This is a genomic window from Streptomyces sp. NPDC051041 (genome assembly GCF_044456065.1).
Taxonomy (GTDB): Bacteria; Actinomycetota; Actinomycetes; order Streptomycetales; family Streptomycetaceae; genus Streptomyces; species Streptomyces glaucus.
The window spans coordinates 1-15,668 of record NZ_JBITFM010000015.1; the positions used below are offsets into that span (position 1 = coordinate 1).

Annotated in this window: 12 protein-coding genes and 1 pseudogene; 6 read left to right on the forward strand and 7 right to left on the reverse strand. The window is 71.8% G+C overall.

The window, feature by feature from the left end:
• Positions 1–151 precede the first annotated feature (151 nt).
• Positions 152–787: a DUF305 domain-containing protein gene (locus ACIBAI_RS21680; protein ID WP_399036498.1), complete on the reverse strand. Its 636-nt coding sequence runs from the start codon at positions 785–787 to the stop codon at positions 152–154.
• Positions 788–908: 121 nt separating this feature from the next.
• Positions 909–1,310, reverse strand: coding sequence for a DUF6153 family protein (locus ACIBAI_RS21685; RefSeq protein ID WP_399036500.1), 402 nt, complete (start codon positions 1,308–1,310; stop codon positions 909–911).
• A 941-nt stretch (positions 1,311–2,251) separates the two neighbouring features.
• Here ACIBAI_RS21685 and ACIBAI_RS21690 point away from each other — a divergent pair.
• A complete protein-coding gene (locus ACIBAI_RS21690; RefSeq protein ID WP_399036501.1) occupies positions 2,252–2,869 on the forward strand; it encodes a dihydrofolate reductase family protein in 618 nt (205 codons plus the stop codon).
• Between the two features lie 4 nt (positions 2,870–2,873).
• A complete protein-coding gene (locus tag ACIBAI_RS21695) occupies positions 2,874–3,716 on the forward strand; it encodes an alpha/beta fold hydrolase (protein WP_399036503.1) in 843 nt (280 codons plus the stop codon).
• 611 nt (positions 3,717–4,327) lie between these two features.
• On the opposite strand, the pseudogene ACIBAI_RS21700 reads toward ACIBAI_RS21695, so the two are convergent.
• Positions 4,328–5,082: pseudogene (locus ACIBAI_RS21700) on the reverse strand (SDR family NAD(P)-dependent oxidoreductase).
• Between the two features lie 128 nt (positions 5,083–5,210).
• On the opposite strand from ACIBAI_RS21700, the gene ACIBAI_RS21705 reads away from it, so the two are divergent.
• Positions 5,211–5,675, forward strand: coding sequence for an Rrf2 family transcriptional regulator (locus ACIBAI_RS21705; protein ID WP_399036505.1), 465 nt, complete (start codon positions 5,211–5,213; stop codon positions 5,673–5,675).
• Between the two features lie 424 nt (positions 5,676–6,099).
• Here ACIBAI_RS21705 and ACIBAI_RS21710 read toward each other — a convergent pair whose 3' ends face one another.
• The 3 genes from ACIBAI_RS21710 to ACIBAI_RS21720 form a co-directional block, all read right to left on the reverse strand.
• On the reverse strand, positions 6,100–6,411 hold the full coding sequence (locus tag ACIBAI_RS21710) for a hypothetical protein (protein WP_399036507.1): 312 nt from the start codon (positions 6,409–6,411) through the stop codon (positions 6,100–6,102).
• 345 nt (positions 6,412–6,756) lie between these two features.
• A complete protein-coding gene (locus ACIBAI_RS21715) occupies positions 6,757–7,047 on the reverse strand; it encodes a hypothetical protein (RefSeq protein ID WP_399036508.1) in 291 nt (96 codons plus the stop codon).
• A gap of 761 nt (positions 7,048–7,808) precedes the next feature.
• Positions 7,809–9,179: an SMI1/KNR4 family protein gene (locus tag ACIBAI_RS21720; RefSeq protein WP_399036510.1), complete on the reverse strand. Its 1,371-nt coding sequence runs from the start codon at positions 9,177–9,179 to the stop codon at positions 7,809–7,811.
• Between the two features lie 602 nt (positions 9,180–9,781).
• On the opposite strand from ACIBAI_RS21720, the gene dctA reads away from it, so the two are divergent.
• The 3 genes from dctA (at position 9,782) to ACIBAI_RS21735 (ending at position 13,515) form a co-directional block, all read left to right on the forward strand.
• Entirely contained in the window at positions 9,782–11,317 is a 1,536-nt protein-coding gene (gene dctA, locus ACIBAI_RS21725; protein WP_399036512.1) for a C4-dicarboxylate transporter DctA, read from the forward strand.
• Between the two features lie 37 nt (positions 11,318–11,354).
• Positions 11,355–12,260, forward strand: a complete 906-nt coding sequence (locus ACIBAI_RS21730; RefSeq protein ID WP_399036515.1) for a LysR family transcriptional regulator — start codon at positions 11,355–11,357, stop codon at positions 12,258–12,260.
• A gap of 172 nt (positions 12,261–12,432) precedes the next feature.
• On the forward strand, positions 12,433–13,515 hold the full coding sequence (locus tag ACIBAI_RS21735; protein WP_399036517.1) for a tartrate dehydrogenase: 1,083 nt from the start codon (positions 12,433–12,435) through the stop codon (positions 13,513–13,515).
• A gap of 450 nt (positions 13,516–13,965) precedes the next feature.
• Here ACIBAI_RS21735 and ACIBAI_RS21740 read toward each other — a convergent pair whose 3' ends face one another.
• Entirely contained in the window at positions 13,966–15,639 is a 1,674-nt protein-coding gene (locus ACIBAI_RS21740; protein WP_399036518.1) for an FAD-binding protein, read from the reverse strand.
• Positions 15,640–15,668: the final 29 nt, after the last annotated feature.

Sequence of the window (15,668 nt, forward strand, 5' to 3'; positions counted from 1 at the left end):
GCGGGGCGGCGGCGGGGGGCGGGGGGGGCCCGCAGTTTGGGTTTGGTGGGGGGGGCCCCCCCGGGGTGGGGGGGGGGGGGGGCCGGGGGGGGGGGGGGGGGGGGGGGGGGGGGCCCCGGCCCCCCCCCCCCCCGCACTCGCGCGGTGAGGGTCAGTCCTTGCCGAGCAGCTTGTTCATCTGCTCGATCTCCGCACCCTGCGAGGCGATGATGTCCGCGGCCATCTTCTTGGCCGGAGCGTAGGCGCCGTCGGCCTGCTCGGTCCTCGCCATCTCGACCGCGCCTTCGTGATGCTTGATCATCATCTCCATGAAGGCGGTGTCGAACGCCTCGCCCGAGGCCTTCTCGAGTTCGGTCATCTCCTCGGCCGTCATCATCCCGCCCATGCCGTGCATGGAGTGGTCCATGGCACCTTCGGCGGGCACCTCCTCGCCCCAGGAAGCCAGCCAGCCCGACAGCTTCTCGATCTCCGGGCCCTGGGCCTTCTCGATGTCGGCGGCGAGCTTCTTCACCTCGGCCGACCGGGCCCGCTCGGGCGCGAGGTCGGCCATCTCCACGGCCTGGCGGTGGTGGGGAATCATCCCCTTGGCAAAGGTGACGTCGGCCGCGTTGTGCTGCCCCTGCGACGCCGGCGTCGAGGCGGACGAGGAAGCGGCGGCGTGGTGACCGCCGTGTCCGGCCGAGCCGGTGTCGTCGCCGTTGCCGCCACAGGCGGCCAGGACGAGTGCTGCCGCTCCCGCGGCAGCAACGGCGGCAGTACGGCGGACGAGTGAACGCGTGCGGTTCATGGTGGTGCAACTCCTTCACGCACGCCGGTCACGGCGCACGGTGGATCGGATGTGGGACGTGCGGGAGCACGGCACCCGCCACCGGTCATCACGGGGCGCGAGGGGTGCCGGGCGGGCCGCTCTATATCCGAGGAAGTTGCAGCTCAAACAGGTCGGGCGGGGCCCGTCCGTCATGGGGTGAGCCGGTGGCCGCCATGGTGGGGGAAGGGGCGGCGGGCACGTGAAGCACCGTGCCGGTCAGCGCCGGCGGCGTATACGCCGAACCCGTGCCGGCGGCCGCGCACGTGCCGTCAGCGTGATCGAGATGACCCGATCCGCCGTCCGTGTGCGCACATTCTCCGTCCTCGTGCGGCACACCGTCAGCTGCGGCCATCATCTGGTGACCGGTCGCTGTCTGCGCCGTCGCCACCCCGCCCGGGGCCAGGCCGTGCATGCCCAGCACACCAGTCAGCACCGCCAGCACCAGCAGCATGAACAGATGCCCGGCCGGGCATCTGTTCATGCTGCTGGTGCTGGCGGTCACGGACTCATCGTACGGGCATCCCCGCCCCGAGCGGGCGCACCCGCCAGCTGCCCTCACCGCCTCCCCGCGCACATGTCCGCTGCGGTCCGGGGATCCCGGCGGTCGCCTTCCGGTACGCGCCCAGTTCTTCTTCGCAGGTCCGGCCGGCGCCAGGCGCCCGCACCGGGGCCCGGCACCGGCCTTCCCGGCGGGGTGAAGGCGGCCGGCACCGTGGCAGTGACGGCCGGCGGCACGCTCGGAGGTGGGACGGCCTGCGCGGATCTCGTCGGCGGCGCTGTGCGTGACCGAGTACAGGACATTGACCGGCCACGCGATCGGCGGGTCGGTGCGGAAAACCCCCTCGGCGCGGCCGCGGGCGATGAGCGTCTCGCCCGGGGCGCGGGCGCCGCCATGCTCTCCCTCGCCGCCCCGTCGGTGGCGGTGAGACTGTTCGGCGGCGACGAACGCGACAAGGCGCTGGGCATCTGCTCGACAGCAGCCCGGGCGCCAAGTGCCTCATCCGGCGCCGGGGCTCACCCCGGGCGAACGGACACGCTATCCGGCCCGTCAGAACCTCGGACGTCTTCTGCCAGTGGACAGGATCTACGCTGTGACCCGCGGCCACCACAAGATCTTCGGTTTCCACACGCCGGTGATCAGCGGTGGCCGTACCCGTCGGTCAGCCGACCCGCATCGAGCGCTCCAAGTGGTTGTGGCCGCGCTCCACGTCGAACGTCGTAAGTCATCACCGAAGCACGGCCGCAGCCTTGCACCTGACCATTCCGATCACCAAACAGGCCCTATCCTCTGACCTGCGCATACGCGCCTTCGAGGTATTCGGGGGCGAGCGTCCGCTGCACGTCCGCCGTGCCGCCTCGCACGCCGTGCCGTCGGGTGTGCATCGGCCGCACCGCTTCATGCGTGAGCGATGAGTCCGGACGGCGGATCGGGTCTGCCCTGGCATGACTCGCCTCATCGCCGATATCTCGGCCTCCCTCGACGGCTTCGTCACCGGCCCCGACCCCGGCCCGGACAACGGTCTGGGCACCGGCGGTGAGGCCCTGCACACCTGGGCGTTTTCCGACGACCCCGACGACCGCCGGGTCCTGCGCGAGGGGACCGCCCGTTCGGGCGCCGTCGTCCTCGGCCGCCGCCTCTTCGACGTGGTCGACGGGCCGAACGGCTGGGACGACACGTCCGGCTACGGTGCCGGCGAGGTCGGCAGGCCCGCGTTCGTCGTCGTGACGAGTTCGCCACCGAAGTCGGTGCGGACGACCGACCTCGACTGGACGTTCGTCACCACCGGTCTGCCCGACGCCGTCACCACCGCGCGCGAGCGAGCCGAGGCGGCGTCGTCGGACAGCGGCCAGGACCTCGACGTCGTCCTCATGGGCGGCGGCGCCACGATCGGCTCGGCGCTCGACGCCGGGCTGGTCGACACGCTGACCCTGCACCTCGCGCCCGTCGTGCTGGGCGCCGGGACGCCACTGTTCACCGGTGGACGGCCGCGCACGCTGGTGCAGCGGAGCGCGGTCCCGACATCGACCGCGACGCACCTGACCTACGACGTCCTGAGGTGATCCGATGACCACGGTCGACGCCGATGGAATCACCTTGGGCATCGAGTCGTTCGGTGACGACGACGCGCCACTCGTCCTGCTCGCGGGCGGGACGACGATGCTGTCCTGGCCCGACGCGCTGTGCGAGCGCCTCGCCGCCGGCGGGCGCCGCGTGGTGCGCTACGACCTGCGCGACAGCGGCGAGTCGACGACGGCGGACCCGGAAGCGCCCGCCTACACGCTGCGCGACCTCGCCGCCGACGCGGCGGCCCTTGCCGTCGCGCTCGGCGGCGGGCCCGCGCACCTCGCGGGGATCGGCGTCGGCGGGATGGTCGCCCAGGTGGCCGTGCTCGACCATCCGGACGCGTTCTCGGCGCTCACCCTGGTCGGCACCCGCGCGGTCGCCCCCGGCCCGCCCGACGACGACCTCCCCGACCACGACCAGGCGACGATGCGCCGGCTGTTCGCCCGTCCGATGCCCGACTGGACCGACCGCGAGGCGGTGGCGGAGTTCGCCGCCGCCGGCGCGGAGATCCTCGGCGACGACCCCGTCGCCGCCCGCACGATCGCCGCCCGCATCTGGGACCGCACGCCCGGCACCGCACCCCCGGTCCACATGGCCAACCAGATGGGCATGGTGTTCTCCCGGCTCGACTGCACGCCCCGCTGGCGCGAGCGCCTGCCCGGGATCGGGATCCCCACGCTCGTCGTCCACGGCCGCCGCGACCGGTTCTTCCCCGTCGGCAACGGCCAGGCGATCGCCCGCGAGATCCCCGGGGCACGGCTGCTCGTCCTCAAGACGGCCGCCACAGCGCTCCCCGATGCGTCGGTCGGCGAGGTCACCGAGGCGATGCTCACGCTCGGATAGGGGACGGCGGGTGCCGCGCGGGTCCGGCCTCCACGCAGCGGTGGACGTCGGAGGCTCGGTCCAGCCGCGCGCCCGCGATCGGCACGAGTCCCCACCGAGGTCGTCCAGGATGCTCCGGTCGACCCGTGTTCCGTGAACCCGCGGCTTCCGCCGTCAGCGCTCCACGCCGAACGTCGCAATCGTCACGGAAGCTCGGCCACAACCGACTGGAGCAGTCCCGACTGCACGACCCCACCAGGACCATCGGCACCGGGCCGAACGGGTGACGGGCCGAGGTGCTCGGGGTTTCAAGATCAACTCATTGCCTCTTCGACCCGCACCTCGGCGATACCCCGTCTTCGTTCGTCCACACACCACCCGATGATCACGTAGTGGCCGTACCCGTTCCCGACCGGGTACGGCCGCAGGATCGCGAAACCGGACCGGAGTGCCAGCGGAGCTTGCCCGGGCCCTCGATGTCCAGGGAGCCCTTGCGGGAGATCAGCACCTGGATGCGGCGGCGTCGCAGCTCAGCGCGTACAGCCTTGGAGTCGTACGCCTTGTCGCGGGTCGTCGGCGGTGCGCACCCGGAGGGCGTGGTGTCCTTCGGGGCGCGCGGCAGGGGGTCGGGTTCAGGCGTTGTAGCCGCCGTGGGCGTCCAGCACCGCGCCCGTGACGTACGACGCGGCGGGGCTCGCCAGGAAGGCGATCGCCGCGGCGATCTCGTCGGGGTGGCCCATGCGTTGCAGGGACAGCGAGCCGACCAGGGCCTTGAGGGTCTCGGGGTCCGGCGGTTGCATGCCGCCCTCCATCAGTCCGGCCTCCACGACGTTGGCCGTGATGTTCCGGGGCCCGAGGTCGCGTGCGACGCCCATGGTGTACCTCTCGATCCCCGACTTGGTCGCCGCGTAGTCGGCAAGGCCGGGGGCGCCGACCCGGGAGCCCAGTCCGGAACTCACCGTGACGATGCGGCCGCCCGTGCGCAGCACTCGGGAGGCGGCCCGGATGATGGCGATCACGCCGAGGTAGTTGGTGGCGTGCATCCGGTCCAGTGCGGCGGTGTCGGCGTCCGGGTCGTCCACCGTGCGGCCCTGCTCCACCGAGATCGCCGCGTTGTTGACGAGGATGTCCAGGCCGCCGAAGTGCGCGACCACGTCGTCGATCAGCGCCGGCGCCCGGCTCGTGTCCGCCTGGTCGGACTGGAAGGCGACGGCCCTGGCTCCCTTGCCCCGCACCTCGTCGACGACGGCCTGCGCCTGCTTCCCGGAGCTGGCGTAGGGAAGGCGACGTCGGCGCCCTGCTCGGCCAGCAGCCGTACGGTCGCGGCTCCCAGTCCCCGCGACCCCCCGGTGACCAGGGCGACCTTGCCCATGAGCGGCTTGCTCATTCTTCTCACCTCGTTGATTGACCCTTCCCAACAGTCGCAACGTTAACTGTTACGACAGAGTGTTGCAACCACTACTGTTACGACTGCGCTGTCGTAACATGAGGCGTTGCGGCCGAGAGGAGGAGTCCATGAGCGCCAACAGCAGGCTGACCATCGCCGCCCACGCGCTGGCCTGGATCGGTCTCTACCAGCGCCAGGGCCACGAGGTCGCCACCTCCGAGCAGATCGCGACCAGCGCGAACACCAACCCCGTGGTGATCAGACGACTGCTCGGCGAGCTGCGCAGGGCCGGGCTCGTGGAGTCCCGGCGGGGCGCGGGCGCGGGCTGGTCGCTGGCACGCGAGCTGGAGTCGATCACCCTGCTCGACGTGTACGAGGCAGTGGAACCCGGCCCGCTGTTCGCGATGCACCGCACCGCCCCGGACCAGGAGTGCGTGGTGGGTCACGGCATCCAGCCGGCATTGCAGAGCATCTACGAGGGCATCGAGGAGACCCTGAGGCACGAGCTGGCCCGCGTCACGCTCGAGAACGTGCTCCGGGACGTACTCGCGGTACCTCGCCAGCCTTCCCGTTACGCCCTGGGAGGACGTTGAGTCCGTTTCCGGTAGCGGCCGCGTCCGGGTGGTTCGAGGAGTCCCCGGCAAACGAGTCGTCCCGCCGGGCGGCGGTGAGGGCGGTCGGGCGACGGAGGCCCAGTAGACGCGGGAAGCCGTGCTGTCGGGCCGGCGACCGTAGTCGCGGGCGAGGCGCCGCTGCACCACGAGGGTGCCGTTGACCTGCTCGGCCACTCACCGCTTCGGTTGCGGAACGAGGCCCCTGCCATCATCGCCGGGGCTGCCCCGGACCACCTCGACGGTGATGTCCCTCACCGCCCCGTGGATGACCGCGGCGTCCTCGGGGCCTGGCCGACCAGGACCTTTTCCGGGCGCATCCCGCGTCGTTCGGCCGTCCGGCCCGGCGGAGCGGTACCGGCCTCGTCGTCGTGCGCGCTCACGGCCAGGACCACAACCCCGGTGATCAGGCCCAGCACGTCGACGGCGAGTCCCCGCTTCCTGCCGGGCGTCTTCTCGCTCGCGTCCAGTCCCGTCGTCTCCTTGGCACCCCGGCCGCCGCGCGCACGGACCGGGTGTCGATGATCACCGGGGACGGGTCCTCTGATCGTCCGGACCGCTCCCGCGCCTGGCAGCGCAGGATCTCCTGGATCCGCTGGCCAAGGCCGCCCCGGCGCCACGGAGTGAGGTAGTGGGGCACCGCCGGCCAGGCCGGGGAATCGTGCGGCGGAAGTCGCCACCGACAACCCGTCCGGTTCTGGCGGAGCAGCGCGTTCACGGCCTCGCGCGGGTCGCAGGAGCCCGGATCCCGGGTCCCGACCGCGCCACCCGCTCCTGCTTCATGCGGTGACCAGCGGCTCGATCAACACCCACTGCTCGCCGGACAAGTCGGTCGCATACGGCCTCCGTCCCATGCCCGCGGCTCCACCATGTGCACGACATGACGCGGGCGAGGGACTCCCGGACCGCCGGTTCTGCGCCTGCCGCACGGCCGGTGACTGTCGGACGTCTCCCAGGAACGGGCTTGCCGGGGCAGCGGCTGGCCCTTCCCGGATGGCGCCGCCTGCGGCGATACGGGGCGCCGACACCGCCCTCGCGCCACGACTCACCACGAACACCGAGCTCAGGATTCTTCCTCGTCCTCGGTGCCGTCGTCGCTCCCGGCCACTTGGCCCCGTGTCATGTCAAGGAAACGCCGGATGACTTCGACCGGCATGTCGAGTCCTTCGGACGCGGATTGCTCGCCGCCGAAGACCTGCACGGCCTCGGTGACCGCCACGGCCAGTTCGACCTCCGCCTTGCGGACCTTGGCCTCGGCCTTGTCCACGGTGTCGACCGCCGCCAACTGGCGGCGCTGTCTTTCCTGGAGCCTCTGTTTGCGGGAAGGGGTTTTGTCAGGGTTCTGCACAGTCATGGCCAAGATCATAATCAGTCGGACGCACGCCCATGAAATCGGCAACTCACCGGCACCACCAGGGCGTTCACGACCTGAAGGCTCGGTATCGGCGGCCCCGGGACGCCGCTGCCCAACACGGGTGGGGTACCAGGGCGTTGTCACGCTGACGGCGGACGCCTGCCGATGGGGCCTCGGAGCGTGCCGAGTCGTGGTCCCGGCTCTCCGCGAGGGGCACCATGTGGTCGATGTCCAGGCCGGAGGCCGACGCCACCCAGACCTGGTCGTGGTACGGCCGCCAGCGCCCGCCCGTCGGACGGCAGCCGGATCCGGCCATGGGGGTTCGACGGCCTCGGGGAGCGGGACCTCCGTATCCGTACGCAAGCCCTGGCCGGAATCGACGGGTGCCGGGCCGACGGGGACACACCTGGTCCGGTCCGCGGACGGCCACGCGCCGGGCCACGACATCCGCCTACGGTCGGCCCGGTTCCCGGCGTGGGCGGAGGGACACCACGACGCGGGCGCCCCCGGGCCGACCCGTCTCCCGTCCTTCGGCTCGGGGGTCGCGCGCCGGGTTCGGTGTCTTCGTACGGAGCGGCGGTCGCGGCGGGCAGCGCATGCCGTGCCGCCACCGGCACGGTCCGGCTCGGTCCGGGGTCATCCGCCCAGCGGCCGGGGCAGCCGGGTCCGGTCCAGGACCTCGATCGACCGGGGGTGCCGCCCCACCGGCTCGACGTGACCAGGAGGGCCATGGGACGGCGCCCCCTCATCGGCGGGGTGACTCATGAGGCCGCTCCCTCCAGCACCGTGATGTCGGCGATCGGCGGCCGACCGTACAGGGCGAGGATCTCGTTGGCGAGGGCGATGGTCCGCAACGGGTTGTCCCGCTGCCTGTGGGCCTCGATGTCCGCGGCGAGAAGCCCGGTGGGCACAGCTCCCGCGTCAAGGAGGACACGCCACTCCGCGGGTGGGAGTTCCAGATACTCCAGGTGGGCGAGCCGGGCGATCTCACAGGGATCGGCGAGAGTGGCGGGATAGGCGGAGAGGGTCCGCAGGCGCGGCAGGCCGAAGACGGGGGCGAGACCGAGGGGCTCCTTGTCCCAGACCCCGATGCTGAGGACCTCCAGGCCAGGGTGGGCGGCAGCCTCGATGCCGGGGATGGAGGCGCGGTTGACGTGGGCGACGAGTGGGGGCCGTTCGGTCCTTCGGACCGGCCGGCCGTCGAAGTGACGGTGGACGACCATGTCGGTGAGGGAGTCGGCGACCAGCTCGGCACCGATGTTCCTCTCGTGATCGATGATGATCACCTGCCCGATGTGCCCGTCCGGACCCGGTGTGAGGTCGACGGCGATACGGTCCCCGCCGCCGTTGTCACCGAAGACGATCCAGCCCGGCGAGCCGACAAGCCCCTGCACGGCGTCCTCCGGCCCCGTCTCGACCGCCTCCATGGCGCCGAACCGCCACAGCACATGCCGGGAAGCCGCGTCGGCGACGTACACCTCGCCGAGGGGAAGGAGTTCGCAGCCGATGGCGTCGTACGGCTCCCGGTAGTCGTCCCAGTCCTCGTACCGGCCCCGGACGACCTGGTACAGGGCCTTCAGCTCGGCGGGCAGCGGCACGCCCAGACGCGCCTCGACCGCTGCGATCTCCTCCTCGGCGGCGCCCACCGCGTCCGGGAGCCGTTCGCGAAGAGTGCGTCGCAGCAGTTCCACGTCCGCGGACGGAGCCGGTACCGCGCCCGGCACCGGCTCGGGCAGGCGGCGCACCGGCTCGGGCAGCGCTCCCTCCGCGAGGAGAAGCGTGCCCGGGTGCGCGGTCGCGATACCCGGCTCCGCGGAGGAGCCCAGGTCGATCAGATGCAGCCGGACACCGCCGGGAGCGGAAGAGGCCTCCACGACGAAGGAGACACCGTCGCTCCCGTCCTCCTTGAGCGATTCGACGATCCGGCCCATGGCGTCGAACTGCTCCTGATTGTCGGAGACCTGTGAGGCGCGCCCCGGCTGCGGCGGCCGGTACGGCAGCGGGACACTCCATGCCCCGGGACTGATCTGCCCCGCCACGTGCCCGCCGGGCGCGGTGAGCGTTTCCGCGTGGGCGACGCACAAGAGGCGCAGCAGGGGTTGCCAGGTGGTGAAGTCATGGAGCGAGGGCACGAGAAGACCTCCTGAAGGTGTGCCCGCTGATTCTGGATCAGAGGCGGGGCGCCGACAATACGAGGCGTCCCGATGCGGAGGCGACCTGGGGGAAGGAGTCCTGCCTCGGGTCCGCGGTTCGGTGCCGTCGCCGAAGCGGGTCTCGACCCGGACCCCGGATCCCGGGCCACCCGTTTGCCGATGGGGGACGGCCCGGCAGCTTCTGGGGGCGGCGAGGAAGGTCGCAGCCGCACAGCCGGGACCCGGCGTGGAAATCGGGGCCCGCCTGCGCACGACCTCATGGAATCCGGCAGTCGATACGCTGCGCGCCCGGAAGCGGACCGACCTGACGGGTGACACCACGCTTGTGGCGGCGCTCGACGACGTGGACCGGCTCTCGCCTCCAGTGGTGTGCGCGAGGGCGGGCGGGCCCATAGGGCGCGCCTATACGGGGCATCGATTTTTGGTCGTGGACCTCCCCTCGCGTGACCGGCTTCACTGACCCGACAGTCAGAGCGGTGCCGGTCGGGCCCGGCGCCGCGTGCATCGCCGTCGCGGCCGTCCGTACCGGACCTCCTCAGGGTGCGTCGGTGATGCTCAGCCGTGCCTGGATGGAGGTTGCAATGACGCACACCCCGGACGAAGCCGCGGGCGGCACCAGCCCGGTGAAGGCCAAGCCCTGGTACCGGCAGCTGTACGTACAGGTGCTGGTGGCCATCGTCGTCGGCGTCGTGCTCGGCTGGCGGTGGCCGGATCTGGGCACCTCGATGGAGCCGATCGGCACGACCTTCGTCACGGCGATGAAGATGCTCATCGGCCCGATCGTCTTCCTGACCATCATCGGCGGCATCGCCGGCGTCGCCGACCTGAAGAAGGTGGGCCGCACGGGCGTCAAGGCGCTCGCCTACTTCCAGATCGGCACTGTCGTGGCCATGGCCGCGGGACTGGTGGCCGTCAATCTCTTCCCGCTCGGTGAGGGCGTGCACGCCGACGTGGGCGAGCTGGACACCGCGGGGGACGCCGGTCAGTACATCGAGAAGGGCGAACACCAGCACTGGTGGGAGTTCCTGACGAACCTGGTCCCGGACAGCTTCTTCGGCGCGTTCGTCGAGGGAGACATCCTCCAGGTGATCTTCCTGGCCGTGCTCTTCGGCATCGCGCTGAAGACGGTGGGCAAGGCCGGCGAGCCGATCATCGCGTCCGTCAACCGGCTGACCGAGGTGGTCTTCGGGGTCCTGTCGTTCGTGATGAAGGCGGCCCCGCTGGGCGCCTTCGGGGCCATGGCCTTCGCGATCGGCAAGTTCGGCCTGTCCACCCTCACCAGCTTGGGCTCGCTGATCGCGCTGTTCTACATCACCTCGATCCTCTTCGTCGTGGTCGTGCTCGGCGCGGTGCTGGCCGCCTACGTGAGGCTCAACATCTTCCAGTTGCTGCGGTACTTCAAGGAGGAACTGCTGCTGGTCCTCGGCACGTCGACGGCCGAGCCCGCGCTGCCGGGGCTGATGCGCAAGCTGCAGTTCATGGGGGTCGACCGGCCCACCGTCGGCCTCGTCGTACCGACCGGTTACAGCTTCAACCTCGACGGCGCTGCGATCTACCTCTCCCTGGCCACCCTCTACATCGCCCAGGCCACCGACACCCCGCTGTCGGCGGGCCAGCAACTCGGTCTGCTCGCGGTGATGCTGCTGACGTCCAAGGGCGCGGCCGGTGTGGCCGGCGGCGGGTTCATCGCCCTGACCGCGACGCTGTCCACCGTCGGCCATGTCCCCGCCGCGGGCATCATGCTCGTGTTCGGCATCGACAAGTTCATGTCCGAGTGCCGGGCCGTCGTCAACTTCTGCGGCAACGCGGTCGCCACCCTGTTCGTCGCGCGCTGGGAGAACGGACTGGACCTCGAACGAGCCCGCCGTGTTCTGGCCGGACAGCCCGTGGAGGACCTGACCGAACCGGAGGCGGCACGGGAGGAGCCCGGGCGAAGCGGCATGACGCCGTTGCGCAGGGGACGAGACGCCGCGGGCGCGGAGGAACGGAGCGCCGATCAGGAGGTTTCGGGGCCACGCCCGGCCGGCGGCCTTCCCTCCGCCGTTCCCCCTCGGCCGGTCCGGGCGGCGCATCGGCTTCCCTGCCCGAGTCCGGGCCGTCGTCCGCCCGTCCAATAGGCTGCCCCTATAGCGCGAGGTGGCGGAGGCAGGCAGAGTGGACGCCCGGCAGTTGCAGTACTTCCTCGCCATCGTGGAGCACGGCGGCTTCAGCAAGGCCGCCGCCGCGCTCCATGTGGCGCAGCCGTCGTTGTCCCAGGCGATGGCCAATCTGGAGGCCGACCTGGGGGTCTCCCTCTTCCACCGCATGGGCCGCGGCGTGGTCCTGAGCGAGGCCGGAGCCCAGCTCCTGGAGCCCAGCCGCCGCGTCCTGCGCGACCTGGACGCCGTACGGGCGCGGGCGGCCGACCTGGCCGGGCTCGGCCGCGGCACGGTCGAGGTCGCCGCCATGCCCTCACCCGGCATCGAGCCGCTGACCACGCTGATCCACCGCTTCACCGAACTGCACCCCGCCGTCACCATCAACACCCGGGCGGCCTTCACCCCGGAGGAGACCGTCGACCTGGTCCGCAGCGGCGCCTGCGAGCTGGGGCTGCTGGGAGCCGCCCGGCCGGTGACCGCCGCGGGCATCGAGGTCCTGCCGGTGGAGGAGCAACCGTTCGTCGTCGTGTCCGCGGCCGGCGGGGGCTTCGAGGACGGCGACGTCCTGCGCCCCGAGGACCTGGCCGGGTGCAAGCTGATCGCCTCCCGCCCGGGCAGTCTGATGCGCACCATCGTCGACGACATCACCGCCCGCAGCGGAAGTACGGAGATCGTCACCGTCGTGGACCACCGCACCTCCATCCTCCCTCTGGTGCTCACCGGCGTCGGCATCGCCGTGCTGCCGGCCTCCTGGACCCGGCTGGCCCGCCGCTGCGGGCTGGCGGTCGCCTCCCTGGCCCCGACCGCCCACCTCCACGTGGCGATGATCAGCCTGCCCGCCCACCTGACCCCTGGCGCGCGGGCCTTCCTCGACCTGACCCGCGCCCTGGCCGCGCGGCGGGCGCACGACACTCGGGAGTGACGGCGCGAACCGGTCGCCGAACCGATCGATCCTGCCTATGAGCCGTATCGGAAGGATGTCTTGGACGCGCCGCGGCACGGGCTGTTGACTCGAAAGCGCATCAGAGCAGCACTCGATCACCGTTCGCCCCTGCCGGTTGGGCACGGGCGTTGCCAGAAGCCGGAGGCTCCCCGTGCCCGAGACCCGAACCTTCCGCATCGCGGCCATCCCCGCCGACGGCATCGGTACCGAGGTCGTCGCGTCAGGACGCGCCGTCCTGGACGCCCTCGCCGACGCCTCCGACGGAGCCTTCGCCTTCGACTGGGAGGAGTTCGACTGGGGCAGCGACCACTACGCCCGCACGGGGAAGATGATGGCCGACGACGGCCTGGAGCAGCTCAAGGACTTCGACGCCATCTACTTCGGCGCCGTCGGCTGGCCCACCGTCCCCGACCACATCAGCCTGTGGGGCCTGAGGCTGAAGATCTGCCAGAACTTCGACCAGTGGGCCAACGTCCGCCCGGTCCACTTCCTGCCCGGCATCACCAGCCCGCTGCGCAAGGCCGACGACACCGAACTCGACTGGGTCGTCGTCCGCGAGAACAGCGAGGGCGAGTACGCCGGCCTCGGCGGACGCAACCTCTCCGGCCGCGGACCCGGCGGTGAGATCGCCGTCCAGTCCGCCCTGTTCACCGAGGTCGGCTGCGAACGCATCATCCGCTTCGCCTTCGACCTCGCACGCACCCGCACCCACCGCAAGGTCTCCTCCGTCACCAAGAGCAACGCCCAGCAGTACGGCATGGTGCTGTGGGACGACGTCTTCAAGCGCGTCGCCGCCGACTACCCGGACGTCGAGACCGAGAGCGTCCTCGTCGACGCCATGTCCGCCAAGTTCGTCCTGCACCCCGAGGACCTGTCGGTCGTCGTCGCCTCCAACCTCAACGCCGACATCCTCTCCGACCTCGGCAGCGCCCTCGCCGGCAGCCTCGGCCTGGCGGCCAGCGCCAACCTCAACCCCGAACGCCGCTTCCCCAGCATGTTCGAACCCGTCCACGGCTCCGCCCCCGACATCGCCGGGCAGGGCCTGGCCAACCCCATCGGCGCGGTCGGCAGCGCCGCCCTCATGCTCGACCACTTCGGCCTGCCCGACCAGGCCGCCCGTCTGAACAAGGCCATCGAGACCGTCACCGGCGCCGGCATCCTCACCCGCGACGTCGGCGGCACCGCCACCACCGAGGACGTCACCAAGGCCCTCATCGACGCGCTGGACGGCTGAGAACGCCGTCCCGGCGTTCCACCGAGCGTCCCGGTCCGAACTCACGTCGCGCCGACGGACCGGGCCGGCCGCTCCGCAGCGGCCGGACCGTGCCGGGCTCCCCTGCTCGGCGGGGGAGCCCGGCACGCAGCGGTTCCAGCTCGACCCGCGCGGTGGCGTCGGCCTTGAGCCGCTCCCACTCCCCCACTCCATGTCCGTGCCCTCCGCGGTCCCCGTGTCGCGGCTGCCGGCCGAGACACCTGCGACGCTTCTGCCCCCGGTCGGGACGGACCTGGTGATTGGGCAGGACCACTGGTCACTTCGGCGGAAGTGAGCACAGCGTTCACGCCACCTTCCCGACTCGCCGTCACAGGGCGGATCCCAGGTGTGTGTCCGCGCGTTTTCACCGCAAAGCCCCGGTCGGCCGGGGAACTTCCCGGCCGGGGCGGCTGAGGGGGGAGCGTGTCGGTGTCAGCCGACCGACAGGGAGTGGCGGAAGAAGCCCGTCGGGTCCCAGCGGTGCTTGATCTCGCGCAGGCGGGCGTGGTTGTCCTGGTAGTAGAGGGTCTGCCAGGGGACGCCGGAGCGGTTGCGGGCGGGGTCCTTCAGGTCCGTGTCGGGGTAGTTGATGTAGCAGCCCTCGTACTGGTCGCCCGGCACGGGAGCGCCCTGGGTGTCGGCGAGGAAGTCCTCGTAGGCGGCGCGTGCCCAGCCGAGGCCGGCCGCGTCGCCGGCGGGGTCGGTCCAGAAGGTCTGGAAGAGCATCTTGAACACCGACCCGCGCTGCGAGTTGGCCGTGGCGTGCGGGGGTACGGCGTTGACCCGGCCGCCGAAGGAGAACAGGACCACCATGGTGTCCGGGTTGGCGTACTCCTCGGTCGTCAGGTGCCGGTACAGGGCCGCGGTGTGGCGGTCGGTGAAGTTGCGGCGCATGTAGGCGGACTTGTGCGCGCCGCGCAGGCCGGGATGGGTGATGGTCGGGTTGTTGGTGCCGACCAGGCGGGTGGCGTCGAGCCAGGGCATGCGCCGCGGGGCGGCCAGCTGCGGCATCGCGGGGAGGTCGCCGGATGCCTTGGTCAGCGCGGTGGCGCGCAGGCCCGTCCCGGCGGTGAGCGCGGAGAGGTAGTCGTCGAGCATCCGCTCCGCGCCCGGTGCCTGCGCGTCCGCCTGGACGAACAGGTCGAGGCTGCCGTGGGCCCGGTGGCACACGTTGAAGACGGTGCCGATCGCCGTCTCGGGCGCGTCGGGCGCGCTGTGCTCCTCGTGCCAGGCGCCGAAGTTCTTCAGCAGCCGGGCGAAGCGGCGCTCGTCGAGGTCCTGCCAGGGGAAGGACAGCGCGCCGGCGAGCACGGTGGACGGCGGCCGCATCAGCTGGCGCGAGGGCTCCTCGCCGGTCGCGTCCGGGGAGCGGAACCAGTAGCGGGTGACCAGGCCGAAAGTGCCGCCGCCCCCTCCGGTGTGCGCCCACCACAGGTCGCGGTGGGGGTCGTCGGCCTCGCGGGTGGCGACGACGGTGCGTACCGTGCGGTCGGCGTCCACGACGACGACCTCCACGGCGTACAGGTGGTCGACGACCAGGCCGTGTGCCCGGGACAGCAGCCCGTAGCCGCCTCCCGCCACGTGTCCCCCGGCGCCGACGCTGTAGCACATGCCGCCGGGTATCGTGACGCCCCAGCCCTTGTACAGGGCCTCGTAGAGGTTCAGCAGGCGGACGCCCGGCTGCACCGCGAAGGCCCGGCGCCCGGCGTCGTAGCGCACCTCGGTCATCTCGGAGAGGTCGATGATGACCTCAACGTCCGGGTTGCACACCAGGTCGGCGAAGGTGTGGCCGCCGCTGCGGACCGAGACCCGCCGGCCGGATCTGACCGCCTCGCGTACGGCCTGTTCGGCGTCCTCGGTGGAGCGGACCATGCGCACGTACTCCGGGGCGGCGACGAACCGCTTGTTGTTGCCGGTGGTCAGCATCGCGTAGCGCGGGTCGTCGGGACGTATGGTGTCGCCCGGCGTGCGGGGTGCGGGCGGGGCGGCGCCCGGCCGGGTGGCCGGGGCGGCGCCCGCCGGGGCGGGTACGGCTGCCAGGGCGAGGGCGCCGCCGACGACGGCGCCGGTACCGGTGAGCAGTCCCCGGCGGTTGATCTCGCTCATGTGCGCAGTCTCCTCGTTCCTGGTCGGTG

Bases quoted from the DNA above. Each gene is read 5' to 3' on its own strand.
- ACIBAI_RS21680 (WP_399036498.1), bottom strand. From the start codon at position 787: ATGAACCGCACGCGTTCACTCGTCCGCCGTACTGCCGCCGTTGCTGCC.
- dctA (WP_399036512.1), top strand. From the start codon at position 9,782: ATGACGCACACCCCGGACGAAGCCGCGGGCGGCACCAGCCCGGTGAAG.
- ACIBAI_RS21690 (WP_399036501.1), top strand. From the start codon at position 2,252: ATGACTCGCCTCATCGCCGATATCTCGGCCTCCCTCGACGGCTTCGTC.
- ACIBAI_RS21740 (WP_399036518.1), bottom strand. From the start codon at position 15,639: ATGAGCGAGATCAACCGCCGGGGACTGCTCACCGGTACCGGCGCCGTC.
- ACIBAI_RS21715 (WP_399036508.1), bottom strand. From the start codon at position 7,047: ATGACTGTGCAGAACCCTGACAAAACCCCTTCCCGCAAACAGAGGCTC.
- ACIBAI_RS21705 (WP_399036505.1), top strand. From the start codon at position 5,211: ATGAGCGCCAACAGCAGGCTGACCATCGCCGCCCACGCGCTGGCCTGG.
- ACIBAI_RS21695 (WP_399036503.1), top strand. From the start codon at position 2,874: ATGACCACGGTCGACGCCGATGGAATCACCTTGGGCATCGAGTCGTTC.